At 60.2% G+C, this 18,176-nt stretch carries 14 protein-coding genes; 7 read left to right on the top strand and 7 right to left on the bottom strand.

All coding sequences use genetic code 11. The features are described from left to right. Window positions 1-269: 269 nt before the first annotated feature. From nahK to ACQKEK_RS10680, 5 genes are all read right to left on the bottom strand, one after another. Window positions 270-2,918, bottom strand: a complete 2,649-nt coding sequence (nahK, locus tag ACQKEK_RS10700) for a hybrid sensor histidine kinase/response regulator NahK/ErcS' (RefSeq protein WP_241509249.1) — start codon at window positions 2,916-2,918, stop codon at window positions 270-272. Then, complete coding sequence (gene nosP / locus ACQKEK_RS10695; protein ID WP_413818130.1) at window positions 2,836-3,975, bottom strand: nitric oxide-sensing protein NosP; 1,140 nt, start codon at window positions 3,973-3,975, stop codon at window positions 2,836-2,838. The genes nahK and nosP overlap by 83 nt, the downstream gene beginning before the upstream one ends. 243 nt (window positions 3,976-4,218) lie before the next feature. Further along, entirely contained in the window at window positions 4,219-5,406 is a 1,188-nt protein-coding gene (locus ACQKEK_RS10690) for a porin (protein ID WP_499142545.1), read from the bottom strand. 280 nt (window positions 5,407-5,686) lie between these two features. Continuing rightward, window positions 5,687-8,212: a pyrroloquinoline quinone biosynthesis protein PqqF gene (pqqF, locus tag ACQKEK_RS10685; protein WP_499167610.1), complete on the bottom strand. Its 2,526-nt coding sequence runs from the start codon at window positions 8,210-8,212 to the stop codon at window positions 5,687-5,689. Between the two features lie 108 nt (window positions 8,213-8,320). Continuing rightward, entirely contained in the window at window positions 8,321-9,277 is a 957-nt protein-coding gene (locus tag ACQKEK_RS10680; protein WP_046161350.1) for a MerR family transcriptional regulator, read from the bottom strand. A gap of 94 nt (window positions 9,278-9,371) precedes the next feature. On the opposite strand from ACQKEK_RS10680, the gene ACQKEK_RS10675 reads away from it, so the two are divergent. The 5 genes from ACQKEK_RS10675 (at window position 9,372) to ACQKEK_RS10655 (ending at window position 14,641) form a co-directional block, all read left to right on the top strand. Next, on the top strand, window positions 9,372-9,770 hold the full coding sequence (locus ACQKEK_RS10675; protein ID WP_128121394.1) for a thiol-disulfide oxidoreductase DCC family protein: 399 nt from the start codon (window positions 9,372-9,374) through the stop codon (window positions 9,768-9,770). A 286-nt stretch (window positions 9,771-10,056) separates the two neighbouring features. Continuing rightward, window positions 10,057-10,614, top strand: a complete 558-nt coding sequence (gene folE / locus ACQKEK_RS10670) for a GTP cyclohydrolase I FolE (RefSeq protein WP_148924327.1) — start codon at window positions 10,057-10,059, stop codon at window positions 10,612-10,614. Then, window positions 10,614-10,985 (top strand): dihydroneopterin triphosphate 2'-epimerase, encoded by a 372-nt coding sequence (folX, locus tag ACQKEK_RS10665; RefSeq protein ID WP_046161352.1) that lies wholly within the window; start codon window positions 10,614-10,616, stop codon window positions 10,983-10,985. The genes folE and folX overlap by 1 nt, the downstream gene beginning before the upstream one ends. 357 nt (window positions 10,986-11,342) lie before the next feature. After that, window positions 11,343-11,789, top strand: a complete 447-nt coding sequence (locus ACQKEK_RS10660; RefSeq protein ID WP_128121393.1) for a PAS domain-containing protein — start codon at window positions 11,343-11,345, stop codon at window positions 11,787-11,789. A 215-nt stretch (window positions 11,790-12,004) separates the two neighbouring features. Next, a complete protein-coding gene (locus ACQKEK_RS10655) occupies window positions 12,005-14,641 on the top strand; it encodes an EAL domain-containing protein (RefSeq protein ID WP_499142540.1) in 2,637 nt (878 codons plus the stop codon). Window positions 14,642-14,677: 36 nt separating this feature from the next. Here the strand turns inward: ACQKEK_RS10655 and hemH are convergent, their stop codons facing one another. Together hemH and ACQKEK_RS10645 are read right to left on the bottom strand one after the other, a co-directional pair. Beyond that, window positions 14,678-15,703 carry a ferrochelatase gene (hemH, locus tag ACQKEK_RS10650; RefSeq protein WP_499142538.1) on the bottom strand — a complete coding sequence of 342 codons (1,026 nt, stop codon included), beginning with the start codon at window positions 15,701-15,703 and terminating at the stop codon, window positions 14,678-14,680. Window positions 15,704-15,775: 72 nt separating this feature from the next. Beyond that, window positions 15,776-16,675: a TIGR01777 family oxidoreductase gene (locus ACQKEK_RS10645; RefSeq protein WP_499142536.1), complete on the bottom strand. Its 900-nt coding sequence runs from the start codon at window positions 16,673-16,675 to the stop codon at window positions 15,776-15,778. Between the two features lie 181 nt (window positions 16,676-16,856). Between ACQKEK_RS10645 and ACQKEK_RS10640 the strand changes: the two genes are divergently transcribed. Next, window positions 16,857-17,072 carry a TIGR02450 family Trp-rich protein gene (locus ACQKEK_RS10640; protein WP_064482340.1) on the top strand — a complete coding sequence of 72 codons (216 nt, stop codon included), beginning with the start codon at window positions 16,857-16,859 and terminating at the stop codon, window positions 17,070-17,072. A 140-nt stretch (window positions 17,073-17,212) separates the two neighbouring features. Further along, entirely contained in the window at window positions 17,213-18,175 is a 963-nt protein-coding gene (locus ACQKEK_RS10635) for a YbgA family protein (RefSeq protein ID WP_499142534.1), read from the top strand. The last annotated feature ends 1 nt before the right edge of the window (window position 18,176 follow it).

Here is an 18,176-nt window from a genome sequence, read left to right as displayed (position 1 = left end):
CGCATCCCGTAGGAGCCAGCTTGCTGGCGATCAAGGGGATCCCGCGTAGCAGCGGATCGCGAGCAAGCTCGCTCCTACGAGACTGCGCCCTACCGTCTGCTTTGTGCGTGACGTTCACCAAGTCGTAAACGCAGGACCTCCCGTAATACGATACGGCCTCCACCACCCTATGTAGGAGCCAGCTTGCTGGCGATCACGGGGCTCGCGCCTAGCGATTGGCTAACGGCGTCAGCGACGCCGAGCACTTGTCGATCGATCCTGGCGCTATTCTAAGAATGGCCGTGTTCCATCATGTGGCACATGGCAGTCTTCAGCTTCATCGGCCGCACCGGCTTGTGCATCAGCATGTGGCCCAACTCCCGCACCTGCTGTTTGAGTTCATTGCTGTAGTTGGCCGTAATCATCAGCGCCGGTAGTGGACTGGCACGCCGCGCGTTGACCGTCTCGACCACATCGACGCCGTTGCAGCCGTTGTCGAGGTGGTAGTCGGCGATGATTAGATCGGCATCGGCATGAAAGTTATCGACCTGCCCGGCCAAATCCTGCTCTGACAGCGCGGTGACAACATGACAGCCCCAGCCCTCCAATAGTGTGCGCATGCCGGCACAGATCGCGGTGTCGTTATCCAGCACCCAGACCCGCGCGCCTTTGAGCCGTTCGAGTAGCAGATCCGTAACAGACGGCTCCACGCTGGCCTTCGGTGCCCGCTTGGCCAGCGGCACTTCGATAGCGAATTTGGACCCCTTCCCCGGAACCGACTTCACCTGAATCCGATGACCGAGCATGCGCGCGATCTTCTCCACAATCGCCAGACCCAGACCAAGCCCGCGATCCTGCTGAGGACGCACGCCCTCGCCGCGTTTGAATTCGTGAAAGATCTCTTCGAGCTTGTCCTCAGGAATGCCGATGCCGGTGTCCCACACCTCGATCGACAGACTCTGCTTGCGCCTGCGGCAACCCAGCATCACGCGGCCATGCGGGGTGTAGCGAATGGCATTGGTCAGCAGGTTGCGCAGGATCCGCGCTAACAACTGGATATCGCTGCGCACCAGCGCTGAACAGGGTATGAAGTCCAGCTGCAGCTGCTCGCTGCCTGCGATCTGGTGAAACTCCGCCGCCAGGTTTTCCAGCAACTGGCTGACGGCAAACGGGGCGATATCCGGCTTGATCACGCCGGCATCTAGCTTTGATATATCGACCAGCGTGCCAAGCAGGTTTTCAACGTCCTCCAGGGAATTGCTGATGTTACGAATCAGCCCGCCACTGGGTGCGGTGGGTTGCTCCAGCAATGCGCTGGTGAACAGCCGAGCGGCGTTCAACGGCTGCAGCAGGTCGTGACTCACTGCGGCAAGAAACTTGGTTTTCGACAGGTTGGCCAGCTCTGCCTCCCGCTTGGCTTCACGCAGCCGCGCCTCGGCATGGGCGCGTTCGTCGATTTCGCACAGCAGCTGGTCGTTCAGGCTGGTGAGCTCAGCCGTGCGCTCCCGAACTCGCTGTTCGAGGTTCTGGTAGGCTTGGTGCAGCGCCTCCGCGGTGCGCCGGCGATCCGTGATGTCTTGAATCAGCACGAAGATGCCGACAACCTCGCCGCTGGCCTGCCGGTTCGGCACATAAGAGCGCAGCATGTAGCGCTGCAGGCCGGAACGATTGTGTTCGGCCATCTCGAAGCTGACGCTTTCGCCGCACAAGGCGCGGTCGATATAGGGTTCGAGCTGCTGCCAGTGCTCACCGCTGTGGATGTCCCGCAGGGACTGGCCGAGCATGCCTTCGCTGGGCCAGCGATACCATTCCTCGTAGACCTTGTTGGTGAATTCGTAAGTCAAGTCAGCCGAGACATAGGCGATCAGCGCCGGCACATGGTCGGTAATCAGGCGGATCCAGCGCTCGCTCTCGCGCAGCGCCTCGGCGTGGCGGTAACGCTCAGTGATGTCAGTGAAGGTGTTGACGAAGCCGCCGGTGGGAAGCGGATGGGTGCGGACCTCAAGCGTGCGCCCATCGAACAGGTGCTGTTCGAGCTCAGTCAGAGGCTGACCATCGGCGTCCCGAGTGTTAGGTGTCAGCAGCTTCAGCTCGCTGTCTGCCATCACCTCATCAAATGGTCGGTGCGCCTCGATGGGCGCCAGGCCGCAGAGTTCCAGGAAGCGACCATTCCACAGCTCCAGCCCCCCATCGGCGCTGACCATCGCCACGCCCTGCGAGAGGTTATCTACGGCACGCTGCAACAAACGGGACTTCTGCGCCAGGGCCTGCTCGCGGCGCATCGTCTCGCTGATCTTCACCTCGGTGATATCGGTGTAGAGCATCACCAGGCCACCTTCGCGCGTGGGACGCTCGCTGACCTGCACCCAGCGGCCGTTCTGCAGCCGATAGACGGTGGGCTCGTTAGCCTTACCGCGATGTTCTTCGGCGATCAGCCCGCTGCTTTCGGCCAATCGTTTGAGCTCCGACAGCCGCGTACCGCTGTTGATGCGCGCGTGCGTTCGGCTCCAGAGCGACTTGAAGCGCTTATTGAATAGAACGATGCGCTGGTCCTTGTCGAACAGCACGAAGGCATCGGAAATGCTCTCGATCGCGTCGACCAAGTGCTGATGGGCGGTTTCCGCCCGCAGGCGGGCGTCGCTGAGCAAACGGTTGCTCGCCTTCAGTTCGGCCATCGCCTGATTCAACGCATCGGTGCGTTCGCGCACTTGTTCAGCCAGTTCGACTGAATGCTGGAAGGCGGCGTATGACGCATCGCGTCCGGTACTGCTGGACTCGATGCGCTCGATCAGCGCCGCATTGATCCGCCGCAGCTTGTGGTTTTCGCGCTCGAGTTCGGCCTGCCGATCGAGTCGCTCAACGAGCACCTTTTTCTCCAGCGCGTCCACCTGGCCGTCCGATGGCGACGCCGGTGAAGGTCTGGTTGATATGCATGCCATTGAACTGCTCTCCATAGGTGTTGAAGCCAATCACCTGCTGGCGTCGTAGGAAGGCCGAGATGTCGTCGCTGGAGCCGTTACCGTCGATCTCCAGTCGCCGCAGAAAGCAGTCGCAGCCGATGGTCAGCAAGGGCGCGCCGAGACGCTGTTCGAGACGTTCAAATACGGCCTCGAGGTTGGGCATCAGCGGGCCAGGGCGCATCGCGGTCATCACGATGCCGTTCTCCACGGCGCAGTAAAACGTCAGGCTGAGGTCATCGTTGACCTTCTGGATCGAGCGGACGTAGTAGTGCTCGTTGATGCGCACTGCCAGCGGATGCGCAGCGAACAGTTGGTGATCGAGATCGCTGACCTCGACGCCGATCAGCCGTGCATATTCCTCGGCAGCGGGTTCTGCGTTCAATTCGTAGACGCGACGCGCGTGACTGTCCACGCGCGTCACCACCAGCTTCTCGGTACGCGGCAGCATGTGATGTGTGGTGAACACCTCGAAATCCAGCCAGGTGTTGATCAGCACGACCGCCGCCGCCCCGCTGTGAAACTTGCCGTCGTAATAGACGTGAGTGTCGGTCAGATGATTGTCATCACCGGCCGAGCCGCCGAAATGCGGAATGCTGCCAAAGGCGGCACTGAGCGCCGACAGCACGATCTCCTCGCGACTGGACAGCCCATCAAGCAGGGTCAGGGCAAAACTGTGATCCTTGATCGGCGCCAGCGAGTTGCTGCGGCAATCGCTGCCCAGCCGTTCAACCAATTGCTGCGCATCGGTGAGGCTGAAGCGGTCCATCTCGTCGATCAGCTCGCAGGCGATGGAAAAGTTGCGGTGATCGAAGCCGACCGCCGTTACGCAGCTGCGGCCGTAGCCTTGCGAGGTGATCTCTCCAGCCGATGTACAGCCCACCATGCGTACGCCACCGAAGTACTGGTGCAACGCACTGCCCAGTGCTGGCAAATCGTACTCGGCAGAGCAAAAAAACAGGACGAAGCCGAGATGCGGATGGATCAGCTGACGTGCCAGATCCTGAGCCACCGTTTCGGCGTCCCGGGCTTCGGACATTGCTGTGCGTACCGCTAAGGATTCTTGCTCGATCACGCACCCCACCCCATACACCGTTATCGTATGACCCCATTCTTGGTCAGGGCATAGGGCACGAACATGCTACTTCAGTACCGCCTGCGGCCTGCCAAGGTAGCAAAGCGACGAAACAGCACGGGTTGGTTGCCGAGACAGCAGGTGAGGCATCGAACGAAAAAAAACGGATGCCCCAAAAAGGCATCCGTCTGGTTGTCGCAGGCTGGGTTAGAAACTTAGCGCGGCACCAATGGCGTAGGTACGCGTGTCCTCGTCAATGGCGCTCGTGTCCCGTCCGGTCAACTCGAACTGGTTCACTTCAGCGACCAGCTTCAGGTTGTCATTGATGGTGCGGAAATAGGCGATGCCACGGGTTTCGTAATCGGCCGCCGTTCCCAGGCCATTGCCGTCATCCTTGGTCTTGCCGGATGACAGCGCGATGCGGTTCCTGCCGAACGTGTAGGAGCCTTGCAGCAGGTAGCCGTCGCTGTCGACGTCACGCAGCTGCGCTTCGCCTGCGTTGTTGGTATAGAACGGATTGATACCCTCGGCCTGGAAGCCTGACGCAGTGACAGAGAACCCGCCCATCTTGGCCTGTACGCCGTAGCCGACGCCTTGGGAATCAACCTCGTCCACGGTGCTGTCGGTGTTCTTAGATGTCTGCTGCATGCCGTTGACCCAGGAATAGATCTGAGCACCGGCAACCTCGAACTGGTAGGTAATCTCGGTTTCGAAGCGCGGGCTATCCTGATAGGCCTCGTCCAGAGCGCTGCTGGCGTCGTTCGTAGTATCGACCGGGTCCATGATGCCTACCGCCACACGGAGGCCGCTCATTACCGGCGAGCGATAGGTGACCTGGGAGGTTGGGAACGGATACGGGTAACCCGTGCCGATGTTGCCGAAGGACACGCCGCCGAAATCAACCAGGCCCAGGGTGTCGCTGACCTGGCCGTATCCGGTCAGCATCTCGTCGAGGAATATGTTGGACCGGCCGAACAAGCCGAAATCCTTACCGAAGAGCACCTCGCCCCACTGATCGTTCGACGCCGTGCCGTAGAATTGCCGCACGTCGATACCGGTCTCGGTGCCGTTGGTGTCGCTGTCGTTGATCGTGACCCAGAAGGAGGAGCGACCGCCGACCTTGAGTTCGTCGAGCTGCTTGCCGAAGTTGAAACCGATGTAATTAGGCAGGAAACCCATCTTCACGCGGGACTGGTCCCGGTCGAACCGCTCCCCGGCACGATCGACATCGCTGCTGACGTAGAAAGTGTTGAAGTAGCCGTCGACGGTAAAGGTGGTGTCATCCTTGTCATAGAGCATGATTTCGGCAACGGCCGACTGGCTAAGGGTCATGCCAATCGCGCTGGCTAAGGCCAACGGCAGTAAGGTGGTAACCGCTTTCTTCTTGTTGTGCATGGCGCTCTCCGCTGATGTGACGACAGGCAGTCGTGTCGAAGCGGATTATCGAAAGCACAACCGATGGGCCATACGCTCCAATAGCGGCGACTGGCTACTACTTTCGCCACGACCACTGATGCGAGCGGAAAGGCCCTCCCTGCCGTTCCGTTCGGACTAGCGCTTAGGTCGTACACCGTTACGCTTAGGTCGATCATCAGACGCAAGACAACAGCTCCGAAGCCGCCGGAGGCTGGTCAGAAAGCGAAGCTGCCGAGTGAAGTTGCGGCGGGATTGGGCGTCAGGTCCAGCCTGCATCAGGCGCCGGCGCATTGGCGACAGCCACCCAGCCCGCGCGAGCCAAGCGCAGTGCTTCCAGGGCTACCGTCAGATCCTGTCGCTGAAGGGTGCGCATCGCGGCGGCGACCTCGATGGGTCGATCAATTTCATGCCCAGCCTGCAGGCTCTGCCATGCCTGTTCGGCCTGGGTGCGGAAGTCCGATGCGCTGGCTACATGACGGTTGCTGGCTTGGCGTGCGGCTCGCTCGATCACATCGTCATCTTGTTCGGCCAGTTTCACTGTGCTGTCGCTCAGGAATTGCTCGACGTGATCGAGAATCTCGTTGGCCGAGGCGGTCGGTGACTGCACGGCGAACAGCATTCCGGCCTCCTTGCCGAACTGACAGAAGCGACTGAACACGGCGTACCCGAGTTGCAACTCGCTCCGTAACCGTCGGAAGAAGTCAGCTTCGATCAGCCGCCCCAACACACGCCAGGACGCCTCGCATTTGGCGGTACGGTCCGGCAACGGGCAGAACAGCAGAAATGCTGTTTCGGGCATCGCGGCGGCGCCACTGACGTCATGCCAGCGTTTCACCGTTACTGGCATGCTGCGAGCGACCGGGACTAGCATGGGCGTTCCTGGCAGCGTGTGGACCGCATCGGTCAGCGGTCCGCTCATGGACGACGCGAAGCCGATGGCCAGGCCTTGCCACTGTGCTGTTTGCCACAGCCGAGCCAGTGAGGATGAGGCTGCGGTCTGGCCTGGGACCGCAGTCGGATCCGTCAGCAGTCGAGGCAGGCGGTTGAGCAGCTGCCGGACCAGCATTACATCGCTGCTGAGTGCCGCGTCGCGGTCAGCCAGTGCTTGGCCTTCGGTAAACGCCGCGGCTGGCGGCGCGCTAAGCACGGCCGTGATGTCGCTCAGAATTGCCGGTATGGCCTCGGCAAAGCCTTCCAGCTTGAGGCACCAGGCATCCCCAAGATCCTCGAAACGCAGCGCTACACCAGCTTGTTGGGCAGCCCACGCAACTGACTGCAGCGCATGCATCAGGGTGTGCGACAAGGCGGGGAAAGACTCGCCTCGCATGAACTGCCAGCGTAAAAACAAAGCGCCCTGTCCGCTCATGTCTTCCGGACCCTGCCAACGCAGTGCAGGCGAGATATCAGCCGCTTCATAGCGCAGTAATCCGGGTTTCAACCAGGGATTCGCAGCTGGCTGTTGCCAGCCCCAGTCGGTGGGCACTGTCTGCTGCGGCGGTTCGGACTGCAGGCACAGCGGAAAACCGCTGGTTTCAATGGCCGCGCAGCTGGTCTTGTCGGTGATAAGGACCAGCGGCGCGCAACCGAGCATTTGCGCCGTGAGCAATGAAAGCGCCTGTTTGATCGCAGCTTCTTCGCTGTTGAGGTTCCAGGCCAGCGGATCCACCCAGTACCGTAGCCGTGTCAGCGGTTCGGCGTTCTGCAGGCTTCGATGGCGGATGCGCTGATATTCCTCATGACATGGCTGCCAACGTGCATCGTCGGAAAAGAAACGCAACCAGTCGAGCACGGCTTCGACCAGCTCGGCCGGTGCCGCCATTCCTCGCTCCGTCGGTAACAACTCCACGACCACAACGCCCTGCCCCGCATAGCAATAAGGAATGCGCAGCTTCACCGATTGACACAATTCGGCATCACGCAGGCGTTGGGTAAGCCCTCTTGGCGCTTCGGACGCGAGCCAGGTGGACAGGTAATCCAGCGCCGGTACGGCGTGCTCCGGCAATCCGTCAAGCGCGAACGCCAGCAGATGGCGTTGCTGAGCATTGCTGAGCTGCAAGCGAAACCAGCCGTTAGCCTTACAGCGTAAGGGCGGAACTTCGCGCCGCACCAAGGGATGGCTGGCGAGCCCAGCATCCATTCGCTCGGCGAGACACTGCAAGACCTCTTCGTGCTGAGGCCCGGCCAATAGCAGCTCGATCTGGCCGGCGTGGTAAAACCGCCGATGATAGCCAAGCAGCGCCTCCTGAAAGGCTGCGTCCTCTACCGGGAGCGTGTCGCGGTTGCCTGCATGAAAGCCCGCGAACGGATGGGTTGGGTGGAACGCGTGTCCCAGCGCCGCATCGCATAGCGTTTCGGCGTCCTGCGCACGCGCTTGGTATTCGGCCTGCAGCACCTCGCGTTCACGCAGCTGCGCACCAGGGTCCAGCAGCGGATTGGCGAGCATATCTACGAGACGACGCAAGCCCTCTTCGAGCTGGTCGGCTGGTAACTGAAAGAAGAAGTCGGTATGTCGTTCACGGGTCGATGCGTTCAGCTGCCCTCCACATCCTTGAACGAAGGGCATCAGACCTTCAGCCGCAGTGTAATTCCGGCTGCCGAGAAACAGCAGATGCTCAAGAAAATGCGCCAGCCCAGGATAGGCACTCGGTGCGTCATGCGAACCGGCGTGGACTCGCACCAGTGCTGCGGCCTGCGAGCTGCCGAGCAACGGAATCAGGCGCACGCGCAGCCCATTGGGAAGAATAGTTTGCGACGGTTGCTGAACAGGATCGGCTGACGAGTGCATTGGGCGACGTGTTCCGGCTGTGAGTCTGGAGGATCGCGCCGAGGTTCGCTTGGCACAATGATGCTTAAGCATCAAACCCTGGAGTCAGCTCGGCAAGTCCGGCCGTCTTCAGGTGTCCAGATGCCCATTGAGGAACTGCAGCAGACGGCGCTGCATCAGCTTGCCGGCATTTCCCAGGCAGGCAATGGGCGATCCGCGCAGCCCTTCCTGGGAAAATTCGGCGGCCTCACCCGCCATGGCCAGAGGGCAGTCGAGGCTGAGCGCAAGCTTCGCAAACTGCTTGAGCAAGGCTGCGTTGGGCGGAACATTGGAATACAGCACCAATGCGCGTGGGCGAACCTTTTCACAGATCAGGGTCAGCTCATCCAGCGGTTGGCCGATAGCCAGCACGCTAGCGGCAACCTCGTCACTGGAAAGCAGCAGGCCGGCAATCAACAACTCCAGCTCGCGGCATTGTCCTGGGACAGCCGCCAGCAGCACGCGATCTTCCGCCTGGGCTCGCGCAAGTTGCAGTCGCTGCAGCACGCGGGCACGCAAGAAATTGTCAAAAAAGAGCCACTCGCTGGTCTGCCCGAACTCATCCTGGCGCACCAGTAACTGCTGCCACAACGGCAACAGCACATCCTGAAAAACGACCGGTAATGGATAGGTCGAGAAGATCTGTCCATAGACCTGATCGAGGCGGCTCTCGTCGAAACTGCTTATTGCCCGCTGCACCTGAGCCTGCCATTCGCCCCATTCTCCAGCGACGGCTTCCTGCTGCTCGGGCGGCACCGCCGCTCGGGTTGCGGCACTGCGCGACAGAATGCTGCCCACCTTGCTTACCGCCACGCCGCGCTCCGTCCATGCCACGATACTGCGCACCGCTTCGACATCGGCCATCGAATACAGACGATGGCCGCTCTCGGTGCGGGTCGGTTGGATCAAGCCATAGCGGCGCTCCCAGGCACGCAGGGTGACCGGATTGACACCGGTCAGGCGTGATACCTCTCGGATCGGGAACAACTCTTCCTGCTTGAGCGATGAAGACGAAAGCAGCGAAGAAGCACGGGCAAATTCAGTCATGACGCGGACAGCTCATGCAAGGGAATGGGCGCATTGTAACTCAGGGTCTGCAGGCATAGGCTGTACAGAGGTTATACAAGTACAGGATTGTGCAATGTCTCCGAAACTGCCGCTTACGCTCTATGTCGACGCTGCCTGCCCGCTCTGCGCCCGCGAGATCATCTGGCTGCGGCGTCATGCCACGCAGGAGTGCCTGCAGCTGGTGGATATCAGCACGCCTGGTTTTGTCAGCGAGGACCGATCCCTCGATCAGCTGCGCAGTAAGCTACATGCGCGCAGTGCCGACGGCCACTGGCTGACTGGCCTCGACGCAACCTACTGGAGCTGGCGCGCGGCAGGCCTCGGGAAATGGGCCGCGCCGCTGGGCTGGCGGCCGTTACGGCCATTGCTCCTGCTTGCCTATTGGCTGTTCAGCCTGGCGCGGCCTCATCTCGGCTGGCTCCCCCATCCCGACGGCAGCAGCCGCTGCACGGACCGTTGCGGTCCTCGTTGACGCCCTGCCGATGCGCAACGAAACTTCTACAGCCTGCAAGCTCGCTTAGGCCCGTACCGTTCGTCCTACTTTTGCTCGGAATCGCCAGCCGTCCCGTGAACAAAGGTTCTCAAGAAACCTGGCGATAGTTCCAGCGCGCCAGATTTCCGCTAATTCTTGTACAGCATGAATATTTGGTATAGCTTTGCATCAACCAGTGACGAGGATCAGGTCCGCGCTCAGCTGGCGCCTTTGCCACGAATAACATGCATGGTTTGCCTATGGACGGCTTCCCAGAGGATCACTCATGAACGAACTACCCGGCCATTTTCACCAAATACTTCTGGGGGTTGGTGAAGACCCACAGCGCGAAGGCTTGCTCGACACCCCGAAGCGCGCCGCCAAGGCCATGCAGTACTTGTGTAATGGATACGGCAAGAGCCTGGAGGAAGTGGTCAACGGCGCCCTGTTCGCCTCGGACAGCGACGAGATGGTCATCGTCCGAGACATCGAACTCTATTCTCTCTGTGAACACCACATGCTGCCCTTTATCGGCAAAGCACACGTCGCTTACATCCCGACCGGCAAGGTGCTCGGCTTGTCCAAGATCGCACGCATCGTCGACATGTATGCACGCCGCCTGCAAATTCAAGAAAACCTCACCCGCCAGATCGCCGAGGCGATTCAAGAAGTGACGCGTGCGGCTGGCGTTGCGGTGGTCATCGAAGCCAAGCACATGTGCATGATGATGCGCGGGGTTGAGAAGCAGAACTCGCTGATGAACACCTCGGTGATGCTGGGTGCGTTCCGCGAATCCTGTACCACCCGGATGGAGTTCCTTCAGCTGATCGGAGGAAATCGCTGATGCCTCGGCTGGAACCCGGTTTGGCGCGTATCCGGGTCAAGGATTTGCGTCTGCGCACCTACATCGGCATCAACGAAGATGAAATCCTCAACAAGCAGGACGTGCTGATCAACCTGACAGTGCTCTACAAGGCAGTCGATGCGGTACGCGACAACGACATAGACACTGCACTGAACTATCGGACCCTGACCAAAGCGGTTATTGCCCACGTCGAAAGCAATCGGTTCAGCCTGCTGGAACGCATGACTCAGGAGATCCTGGACTTGGTCATGAGCCGGCCCAGCGTCGAGTACGCCGAGGTCGAGGTCGACAAGCCGCACGCACTGCGGTTTGCCGAATCGGTTTCGATCACACTTGCCGGCAGCCGCTGAGCCCGCTTGATGGCTGAATGAAAACCTGCGGCTGACCCTCTATTAGATACGCGCCGATGCCTTTTCGTTATCAATATGCTTGCTACCGTTCTGGCTCGGCGCCGGCATGCTGCCTGGGCCCGCGCCGAGGGCCCGACATAAGATTGACCGCCCCGCTTCTGCCGACGGCGGCCACGTCGTAACGAGCAGTTCCGCGCGTTTCGCGAACACCTCTTTCGCGAACACCTCTTTCGCGGCAAGCTGTTTCGGCAGCCAATGGTTGCTGCCAGAGGGCAGAACCGCCTCACTACAAAAAGCCTTGTGCCAGCCTTCGGGTAGTTGTTCTAGAATGCCGTGAAACGCACAAGAGACACCCTGATGATCAATGCCAAGCTGCTGCAACTGGTAATCGAAGCCTCCAACGACGGTATCGTGGTAGCCGAGCAGGAAGGTGACGACAATATCCTGATCTACGCCAATCCCGCATTTCAGCGCCTGACGGGCTACGAGGTCGACGACATCCTTTACCAGGATTGCCGCTTCCTGCAGGCGGGTGACCGCGACCAACCAGGTCTTGCGGCGATACGCGAAGCGGTTCGCAACAACACGCCGTGCCGCCAGATCATCCGTAACTACCGCAAGGACGGCAGTGCGTTCTGGAATGAACTGTCCATCACGCCCGTATTCAACGAAGGTGACCAGCTCACCTATTACATCGGCATCCAGAAAGACGTCACCCCTGAAGTCGAAGCCAAGCAGCGGGTCCGCGAGCTTGAAGCCGAAGTCCAGCAGCTCCGAGAGCAACTTGCGGCCCTGCAGGGCTAACCAACTTACCGCAGGTCAGTTATCACCCGACGACGCTTCAGCCTGCTTCAGGGGTGCCGATAAGGCTTGGTATAAGCCACACCCTACGGTCGCGGCTACTTGTTTGTGACCGGCAAGTGCATTTTTGATGCAGACTGCCGGGAAAACACGAATAATTGCGATCTGCCACTACATTCCCGCCAACTTGGACGGCGGCTGAATCCGGATCCGCTTCCTTGACTTCCTATGCTTTCGTTGAAAACGCAACGGTGCTCCTTGCGCTTTGCTGGCTGCTTTCCGTTACAGCGCGTCATTGGGGGCAGAGCCATCAGCTATGGGCGCAGTGCACTGCTGGAATCTGGTTCGGCGGTGCGTGCATCGTCGGCATGCTGATGCCTATTTCCGTGCAGGACGGGGTCATCTTCGATGCACGCACTGTCGTGCTGAGCATGGCAGCCTTGTTCGGAGGCCCGATCGCTGCGGGTATCGCGGGGCTGATTGCCGGCGCGTATCGGCTTTGGGTCGGCGGCCCGGGCGTCTGGGTCGGGTTGATCAACGTACTGCTGCCGATCGTCTTGGGCCTTGTCTATCGCCATTTCCACCGCCGGGGCCAGATCGGGATTGGTGCCTGCCAGTTATTACTTTTTGGCCTGCTGTTACATGGCGGTGTTGTAGCCTCGCTGCTGCTGTTACCCGCACAGCTGGTGGCTCCTACCCTTGAGCAGGTCGCGGCGCCTATGCTGCTGGTGCTGCCAGTGGCGGTAATGCTATTGGGTCTGCTGCTGGCCGATCTGCTCAAACGCGACCAGATCGAACGTGCAATGCATCTCAGTGAGGCGCGTTTGAGGGCCATCACCCAGGCGATTCCCGACGTGCTGTTGGTGCTCGATGAGGATGGCCGTTACCTGGAAGTGATCTCCAACGGGTCCGCGCCGCTTCAGGAAGGCGACCAAAGCCTGATCGGAAAGACAGTGGAGGACGTACTCCCGCCCCGCCAGGCAGAACGCTTCCGCGAACTGATTCGTGAAACGCTCTCCCGCGGCGCGCCTGGCCTGCTTGAATATTCCACCCAGACCGTGAACGGCCTGAAGGTATTTGAAGTGCGGGCCCAGCGCTTGCAATTGGCGCAACCGTACAAGCCAGCGGTGGTGTGCCTGAGCCGGGATATCAGCGAGCGTGCCAGCGCCGAACAGGAGCGTCGCATCGCCTCGATCGCGTTCGAGTCACAGCAGGGCATGATCATCACCGATGCCAAGAACCGCATCTTGCGGGTCAACCAGGCATTCACTGAGATCAGCGGCTACAGTGCAGACGAGGCCATCGGACAGGACACGCGCCTACTCGCCTCGGGTCGCCACTCGCCCGATTTCTATCTGGCCATGTGGCGCAGCATTCAGCAAACCGGCGCCTGGCAGGGTGAAATCTGGAACCGTCGTAAGACCGGCGAGGTGTACCCTGAATGGCTATCGATCAGCACGGTGCTCGACGCCCAGGGCGCCGTCTCCAACTACGTGGCCGCCTTTACCGATATCACCGAGCGCAAGCAAGCCGAAGAGCGCATCCATAACCTTGCGTTCTATGACCCCCTGAGCGGCCTGCCCAATCGCCGGCTGCTGCTCGATCGCCTCAAGCAGGCCCTGGCCGCCACTGTACGTAGCCAGCAATACGGCGCGTTGATGTTCATCGATCTTGATAACTTCAAGAACATCAATGATCTTCATGGCCATCAGGCCGGCGACCAGTTGCTCTGCATTGTGGCCGAACGACTGAGCGGTGAAGTCCGCGGCGTCAACACCGTTGCCCGCCTCGGAGGTGATGAGTTCGTGGTCATGCTCGAGGATCTGGATCCTAAGGCGGAATATGCAGCAGCCCAGGCCGAGCAGATTGGCGAAAGGATCCTTTCGGCCCTTGGTCAGCCTTACCGACTGGGCTCGCTACTGGTGCATAGCAGCGCCAGCATTGGCGTGGTACTGCTCAACAGCAACGACGGTGACGCGGAAGAGCTGATGAAGCGCGCCGACATGTCGATGTACGAAGCCAAACAAGCCGGCAGAAACGCCCTGCGCTTCTTCGACCCGCGCATGCAGCAGGCCGTGCAAGAGCGCCTGCGCCTGGAAGACGAAATCCGGCGTGGCTTGACGGCCGGCGAGTTCGTGATTCATTTCCAGCCCCAGATCGAACGCCATCGTGGACTCGTCGGTGCTGAAGTGCTGGTGCGCTGGCAACATCCGCAACGCGGCTTGCTCACCCCCTTCCACTTCATCGGCCCAGCCGAACGTGCCGGGCTGATCGAAGCACTGGATTTCGTTGTCCTTACCCAGGCCTGCGAGCAGCTCGCCACGTGGGCCAAACAGCCATCCCGGGCGGCACTGACACTCGCGGTCAACCTCAGTGCGAGCCTGCTCTATCAAGCCGACTTCGTCGACCGGGTGCTAGCCTTGCTGAAGCGCACCGGTGCCAATCCGCGACTGCTGAAGCTCGAAATCACCGAGTCCCTGTTACTCGATGACATGGAAGAAGCGGTGGTTCGGATGAGGACCCTGAAGCAGCACGGCATTCGGTTCTCGATTGACGACTTCGGCACAGGTTACTCATCAATGGCCTACCTGCAGCGACTACCACTCGATCAACTGAAGATCGACCAGTCGTTCGTCCGTCAGCTGGTCGAAGATGCCAGCAGCCAGACCATTATCCGAGCCACCTGTGCGCTCGCGTCCGGGCTCAAGCTGGAGGTGATTGCCGAGGGGGTCGAGACGGAGGAACAGCGGACATTGCTGATCGCCAATGGCTGCGACATGTTTCAGGGGTACCTGTTCAGCCGCCCCGTTCCGCTGGAAGCATTCGAAGCGCTCGAGCTAGAACCCGTGACGTGAGGGTAGCGTCCGCACCCACACGCCGAGACGGGCCGCTTACAACGCCAGTGGCGCCCGGCGGCACAGAGTAATCAAAGCCTGCACCCACTGTTCATGAGTGTTCAGGCAAGGGACCAACTGCAGATCCATGCCTCCGGCCGCCACAAACTGTTCGCGGCCTCGATCACCGATTTCCTCCAGCGTTTCGATGCAGTCGGCCACGAACGCCGGGCACATCACCAACAACTTCTTCACTCCCTTGGCAGCCAGCTCTTCCAGGTGCGCCTCGGTATAGGGCTCAATCCACTTGGCACGCCCCAGTCGCGACTGAAACGACACCGACCACTGTTCGGGCTGCAAGCCGGCGCGCTCGGCGAACGCAGCGGCGCTCTGGATGCACTGCGCGCGGTAGCAACTGGCGAGGACAGCACCTTCGGCACGCTGGCAGCAATCAACAGTTTTCAGACAGTGCGCGCCGGTTGGATCCGTTTTGCGCAGATGCCGCTCAGGCAAGCCGTGAAAGCTCAGCAGAAGGTGGTCGAAGGGTTGTTCCAGGTGCGGTTGGGCACTCGCAACCAGCGCATCGAGGTACTCCGGCTGGTCAAAAAACGGCTGCAGAATCGACAGCTGAATGTCCAGGTTTCGCTCACGAATCACCCGCCGCGCCTCTTCGATGACGGTCGTCGTGGTGCTGTCAGCGAACTGTGGATACAACGGCGCCAAGGTGACCTGCCGGATGCCCTGCCCAGCCAATTTCAGCAGCGAGCGCTCGATGGACAGCTCGCCATAGCGCATTGCCAATTCCACCGGCCCCTCTTTCCAGTACGGGCGGACAGCGTCGGTAAGGCGTTGACTGAGCACGACCAGTGGTGATCCTTCCGGCCACCAGATGGAAGCATAGGCATGTGCGGACTGTTCCGGGCGCTTGATCAGGATCAGCGAGACCAGCAACCGGCGAACTGGCCAAGGCAGGTCGATGACATAGGGATCCATCAGAAACTGGTTGAGATAGCGGCGTACATCAGCCACTTCAGTGGACGCCGGGGAACCCAGATTGACCAACAACAACGCCTGCTCTGACATGCACATTTCCAACTACTGATTTAATGGAGCGCGCCGCAACCCGTTGGCCGCGGCGCTATTTTCACATAGCGACTACGCCTTGCGCAGGTCCGCCAATGCCGCATCCAACGTCACGAAGCGAAACTGGAACCCCGCAGCCTGCAATCGCAACGGCTGGGCTTTCTGACCGCCTAGAATCAAACCCGACAGCTCACCCAGGCCGACCTTCAAGGCCAGCGCCGGTACCGGCAGAACTGCTGGTCGCCCCAAACTCGCCGCGAACGCTTTGGCAAAGTCGGCATTACGCACCGGCTGAGGTGCGCAGGCATTGTAGGGCCCAGCAGCACCTGGCTGGTGCAACAGAAAATCTATCAAACCGATCTGATCGTTGATGTGGATCCACGGCATCCACTGACGTCCACTGCCCTGCCTGCCTCCCAGCCCGAGCGCGAACAAGGGCCTGAGCCGTTGTAGGAACCCGCCATGAGCTGCCAACACCAGCCCCGTTCGGACCACCACCACACGAATGCCCAACGACTCAGCTCGCGTGGCACTTTCCTCCCAGGCGGCGCAGAGCTGGCTAGCGAAATCGTTGGTAACCGGACTGTCATCCTCGCTCAGTTCCCGTTCACCACCGTCGCCATACCAGCCGACGGCCGAGCCGGAAATCAGCAGGGCAGGCTTTTGTTGCCTGGTTGCAAGCCATTCAACCAACTGCTCGGTTAGCTTGATACGGCTGTTCCAGAGCAACAGGCGGCGGGATTTGGCCCAGGGACGATCAGCAATCGGCGCACCTGCAAGGTTGATAACCGCGTCAAGCCGGACCTGATCGAGCTCGCCCAGATCGCCGATGCCCGTTACCAACTCGCCGCAGCGGTCCGCCACCTGCCCGGGTGACCGACTCCAGACCCAGAGCTGATGGCCCTGAGACAACCAGTGTTTGCATAGTGCGCGACCGATCAGGCCGGTCCCGCCGGTGAGCAATATGTTCATTGCGGCCTCCGCAAGTCAGCTGTGGGCCCGCGCCTAATGACTGCGCGAGCTGCTACGTTCTGATGTTACACCTATACAGTCATCGATTGTTGTATAACTTAGTAGTGCAAGCGTAGTCTATGTACAACTTGGCAAACAGGTGGCCAATGCACATCCAGTCTCTCACCGGTGTCCAGTCGCTATGAATCGATTCAATCCAGACAAGCTGCTGCTTTCCAAATGGACAGCTACTCGACCACAGAACAAGGAAAAGCACTTTCTCGTCACGGAACTCCTACGGGATGAAGATGACGTTTTGCTGCAGGTGGAGCTGCAGGCCGTCCTCACTCGACGCAGCCAATGGATAGATTGGCACGCGCTGCACGACGATCAGCAATGGCTGTTTGGCTGGCGGTAACGAACCGTCGCGCTCGCTAGGCGATAGCCGCATCAACACTTCTTGTACACGAGGTATTGACTTGTACAAGTAAGCGCTTATGATCTCCACATATTGTACAGAACCTCTTATCTGTACAGGAATACAGTGAGGTCATCCCCATGCCCAATGCCTCTCGTCCCGCAATCAAAGTCGGTATCAGTGCCTGCCTGCTCGGCAGCCCGGTGCGGTTCAATGGCGGCCATAAGGAATCACGGCTATGCAGCGAAACGCTGGCCAAACATTTCCAGTTCGTGGCGGTCTGCCCGGAGGTCGCCATAGGTCTCGGTACGCCACGTGAGCCAATCCGCCTGATCGGCGATCCCGACAGCCCTCGCGCAGTCGGCACCGTTCACCCGGAGCTGGATGTCAGCGAAGCCCTGACCGCCTACGGCAAGCAGATCGCCCGCGAACTGGGTGATATCAGCGGTTATATCCTGATGCAGAAATCCCCCTCCTGCGGAATGGAGCGGGTCAAGGTCTACCAGGCCAATGGGCATCCCATCGATGGTGGCGGCTCCGGCCTTTTCGCTCATGCACTAATGCAAGCGCGGCCGGACCTGCCCATTGAGGAAGATGGCCGGCTAAACGACCCTGTGCTGCGGGAAAATTTCCTTACCCGAATCTTTGCCTACGCCGAATGGCAGCGTTTGCTCGAAGCCGGGCTGACCCGCAAGGCGTTGGTCGAATTCCATTCGCGACACAAGTACCAGCTGATGGCGACCAACCCCTTGCAATACAAAGCCCTCGGTCAGATGGTCGCGACGGTCGGCAATAAGCCGCTGGATGAGTTCGCACCGGTCTATTTCAGCCGCCTGATGGCAGCGCTCAAAACCACAGCTTCGCGCGGCACGCACAGCAATGTCTTGCAGCACTTGAGCGGGTATCTGAAGAACGATCTTTGCGGCGACGACAAGCAGGAGCTGCAACGTCTCATCAGCCAATACCGCGAGGGCATCGTGCCCCTCGTCGTACCGATGACGCTGCTCAAGCACCACTTCCGCCGTCATCCGGACCGTTACGTGGCCAGCCAGGTGTATATGCAGCCGCATCCAGAAGACCTCAGCCTACGCAACGGCATCTAAA

The organism is Pseudomonas sp. NPDC077408 (genome assembly GCF_050269105.1).
In the GTDB taxonomy this organism is placed as follows: Bacteria; Pseudomonadota; Gammaproteobacteria; order Pseudomonadales; family Pseudomonadaceae; genus Stutzerimonas.
This window is presented reverse-complemented; position numbering and strand designations above follow the sequence as displayed.

Excerpts from the sequence above, each read along its gene's own strand:
- nahK (WP_241509249.1), bottom strand. The coding sequence starts at position 2,918 with ATGGCATGCATATCAACCAGACCTTCACCGGCGTCGCCATCGGACGGC.
- nosP (WP_413818130.1), bottom strand. The coding sequence starts at position 3,975 with ATGTCCGAAGCCCGGGACGCCGAAACGGTGGCTCAGGATCTGGCACGT.
- ACQKEK_RS10690 (WP_499142545.1), bottom strand. The coding sequence starts at position 5,406 with ATGCACAACAAGAAGAAAGCGGTTACCACCTTACTGCCGTTGGCCTTA.
- pqqF (WP_499167610.1), bottom strand. The coding sequence starts at position 8,212 with ATGCACTCGTCAGCCGATCCTGTTCAGCAACCGTCGCAAACTATTCTT.
- ACQKEK_RS10680 (WP_046161350.1), bottom strand. The coding sequence starts at position 9,277 with ATGACTGAATTTGCCCGTGCTTCTTCGCTGCTTTCGTCTTCATCGCTC.
- ACQKEK_RS10675 (WP_128121394.1), top strand. The coding sequence starts at position 9,372 with ATGTCTCCGAAACTGCCGCTTACGCTCTATGTCGACGCTGCCTGCCCG.
- folE (WP_148924327.1), top strand. The coding sequence starts at position 10,057 with ATGAACGAACTACCCGGCCATTTTCACCAAATACTTCTGGGGGTTGGT.
- folX (WP_046161352.1), top strand. The coding sequence starts at position 10,614 with ATGCCTCGGCTGGAACCCGGTTTGGCGCGTATCCGGGTCAAGGATTTG.
- ACQKEK_RS10660 (WP_128121393.1), top strand. The coding sequence starts at position 11,343 with ATGATCAATGCCAAGCTGCTGCAACTGGTAATCGAAGCCTCCAACGAC.
- hemH (WP_499142538.1), bottom strand. The coding sequence starts at position 15,703 with ATGTCAGAGCAGGCGTTGTTGTTGGTCAATCTGGGTTCCCCGGCGTCC.
- ACQKEK_RS10645 (WP_499142536.1), bottom strand. The coding sequence starts at position 16,675 with ATGAACATATTGCTCACCGGCGGGACCGGCCTGATCGGTCGCGCACTA.
- ACQKEK_RS10640 (WP_064482340.1), top strand. The coding sequence starts at position 16,857 with ATGAATCGATTCAATCCAGACAAGCTGCTGCTTTCCAAATGGACAGCT.
- ACQKEK_RS10635 (WP_499142534.1), top strand. The coding sequence starts at position 17,213 with ATGCCCAATGCCTCTCGTCCCGCAATCAAAGTCGGTATCAGTGCCTGC.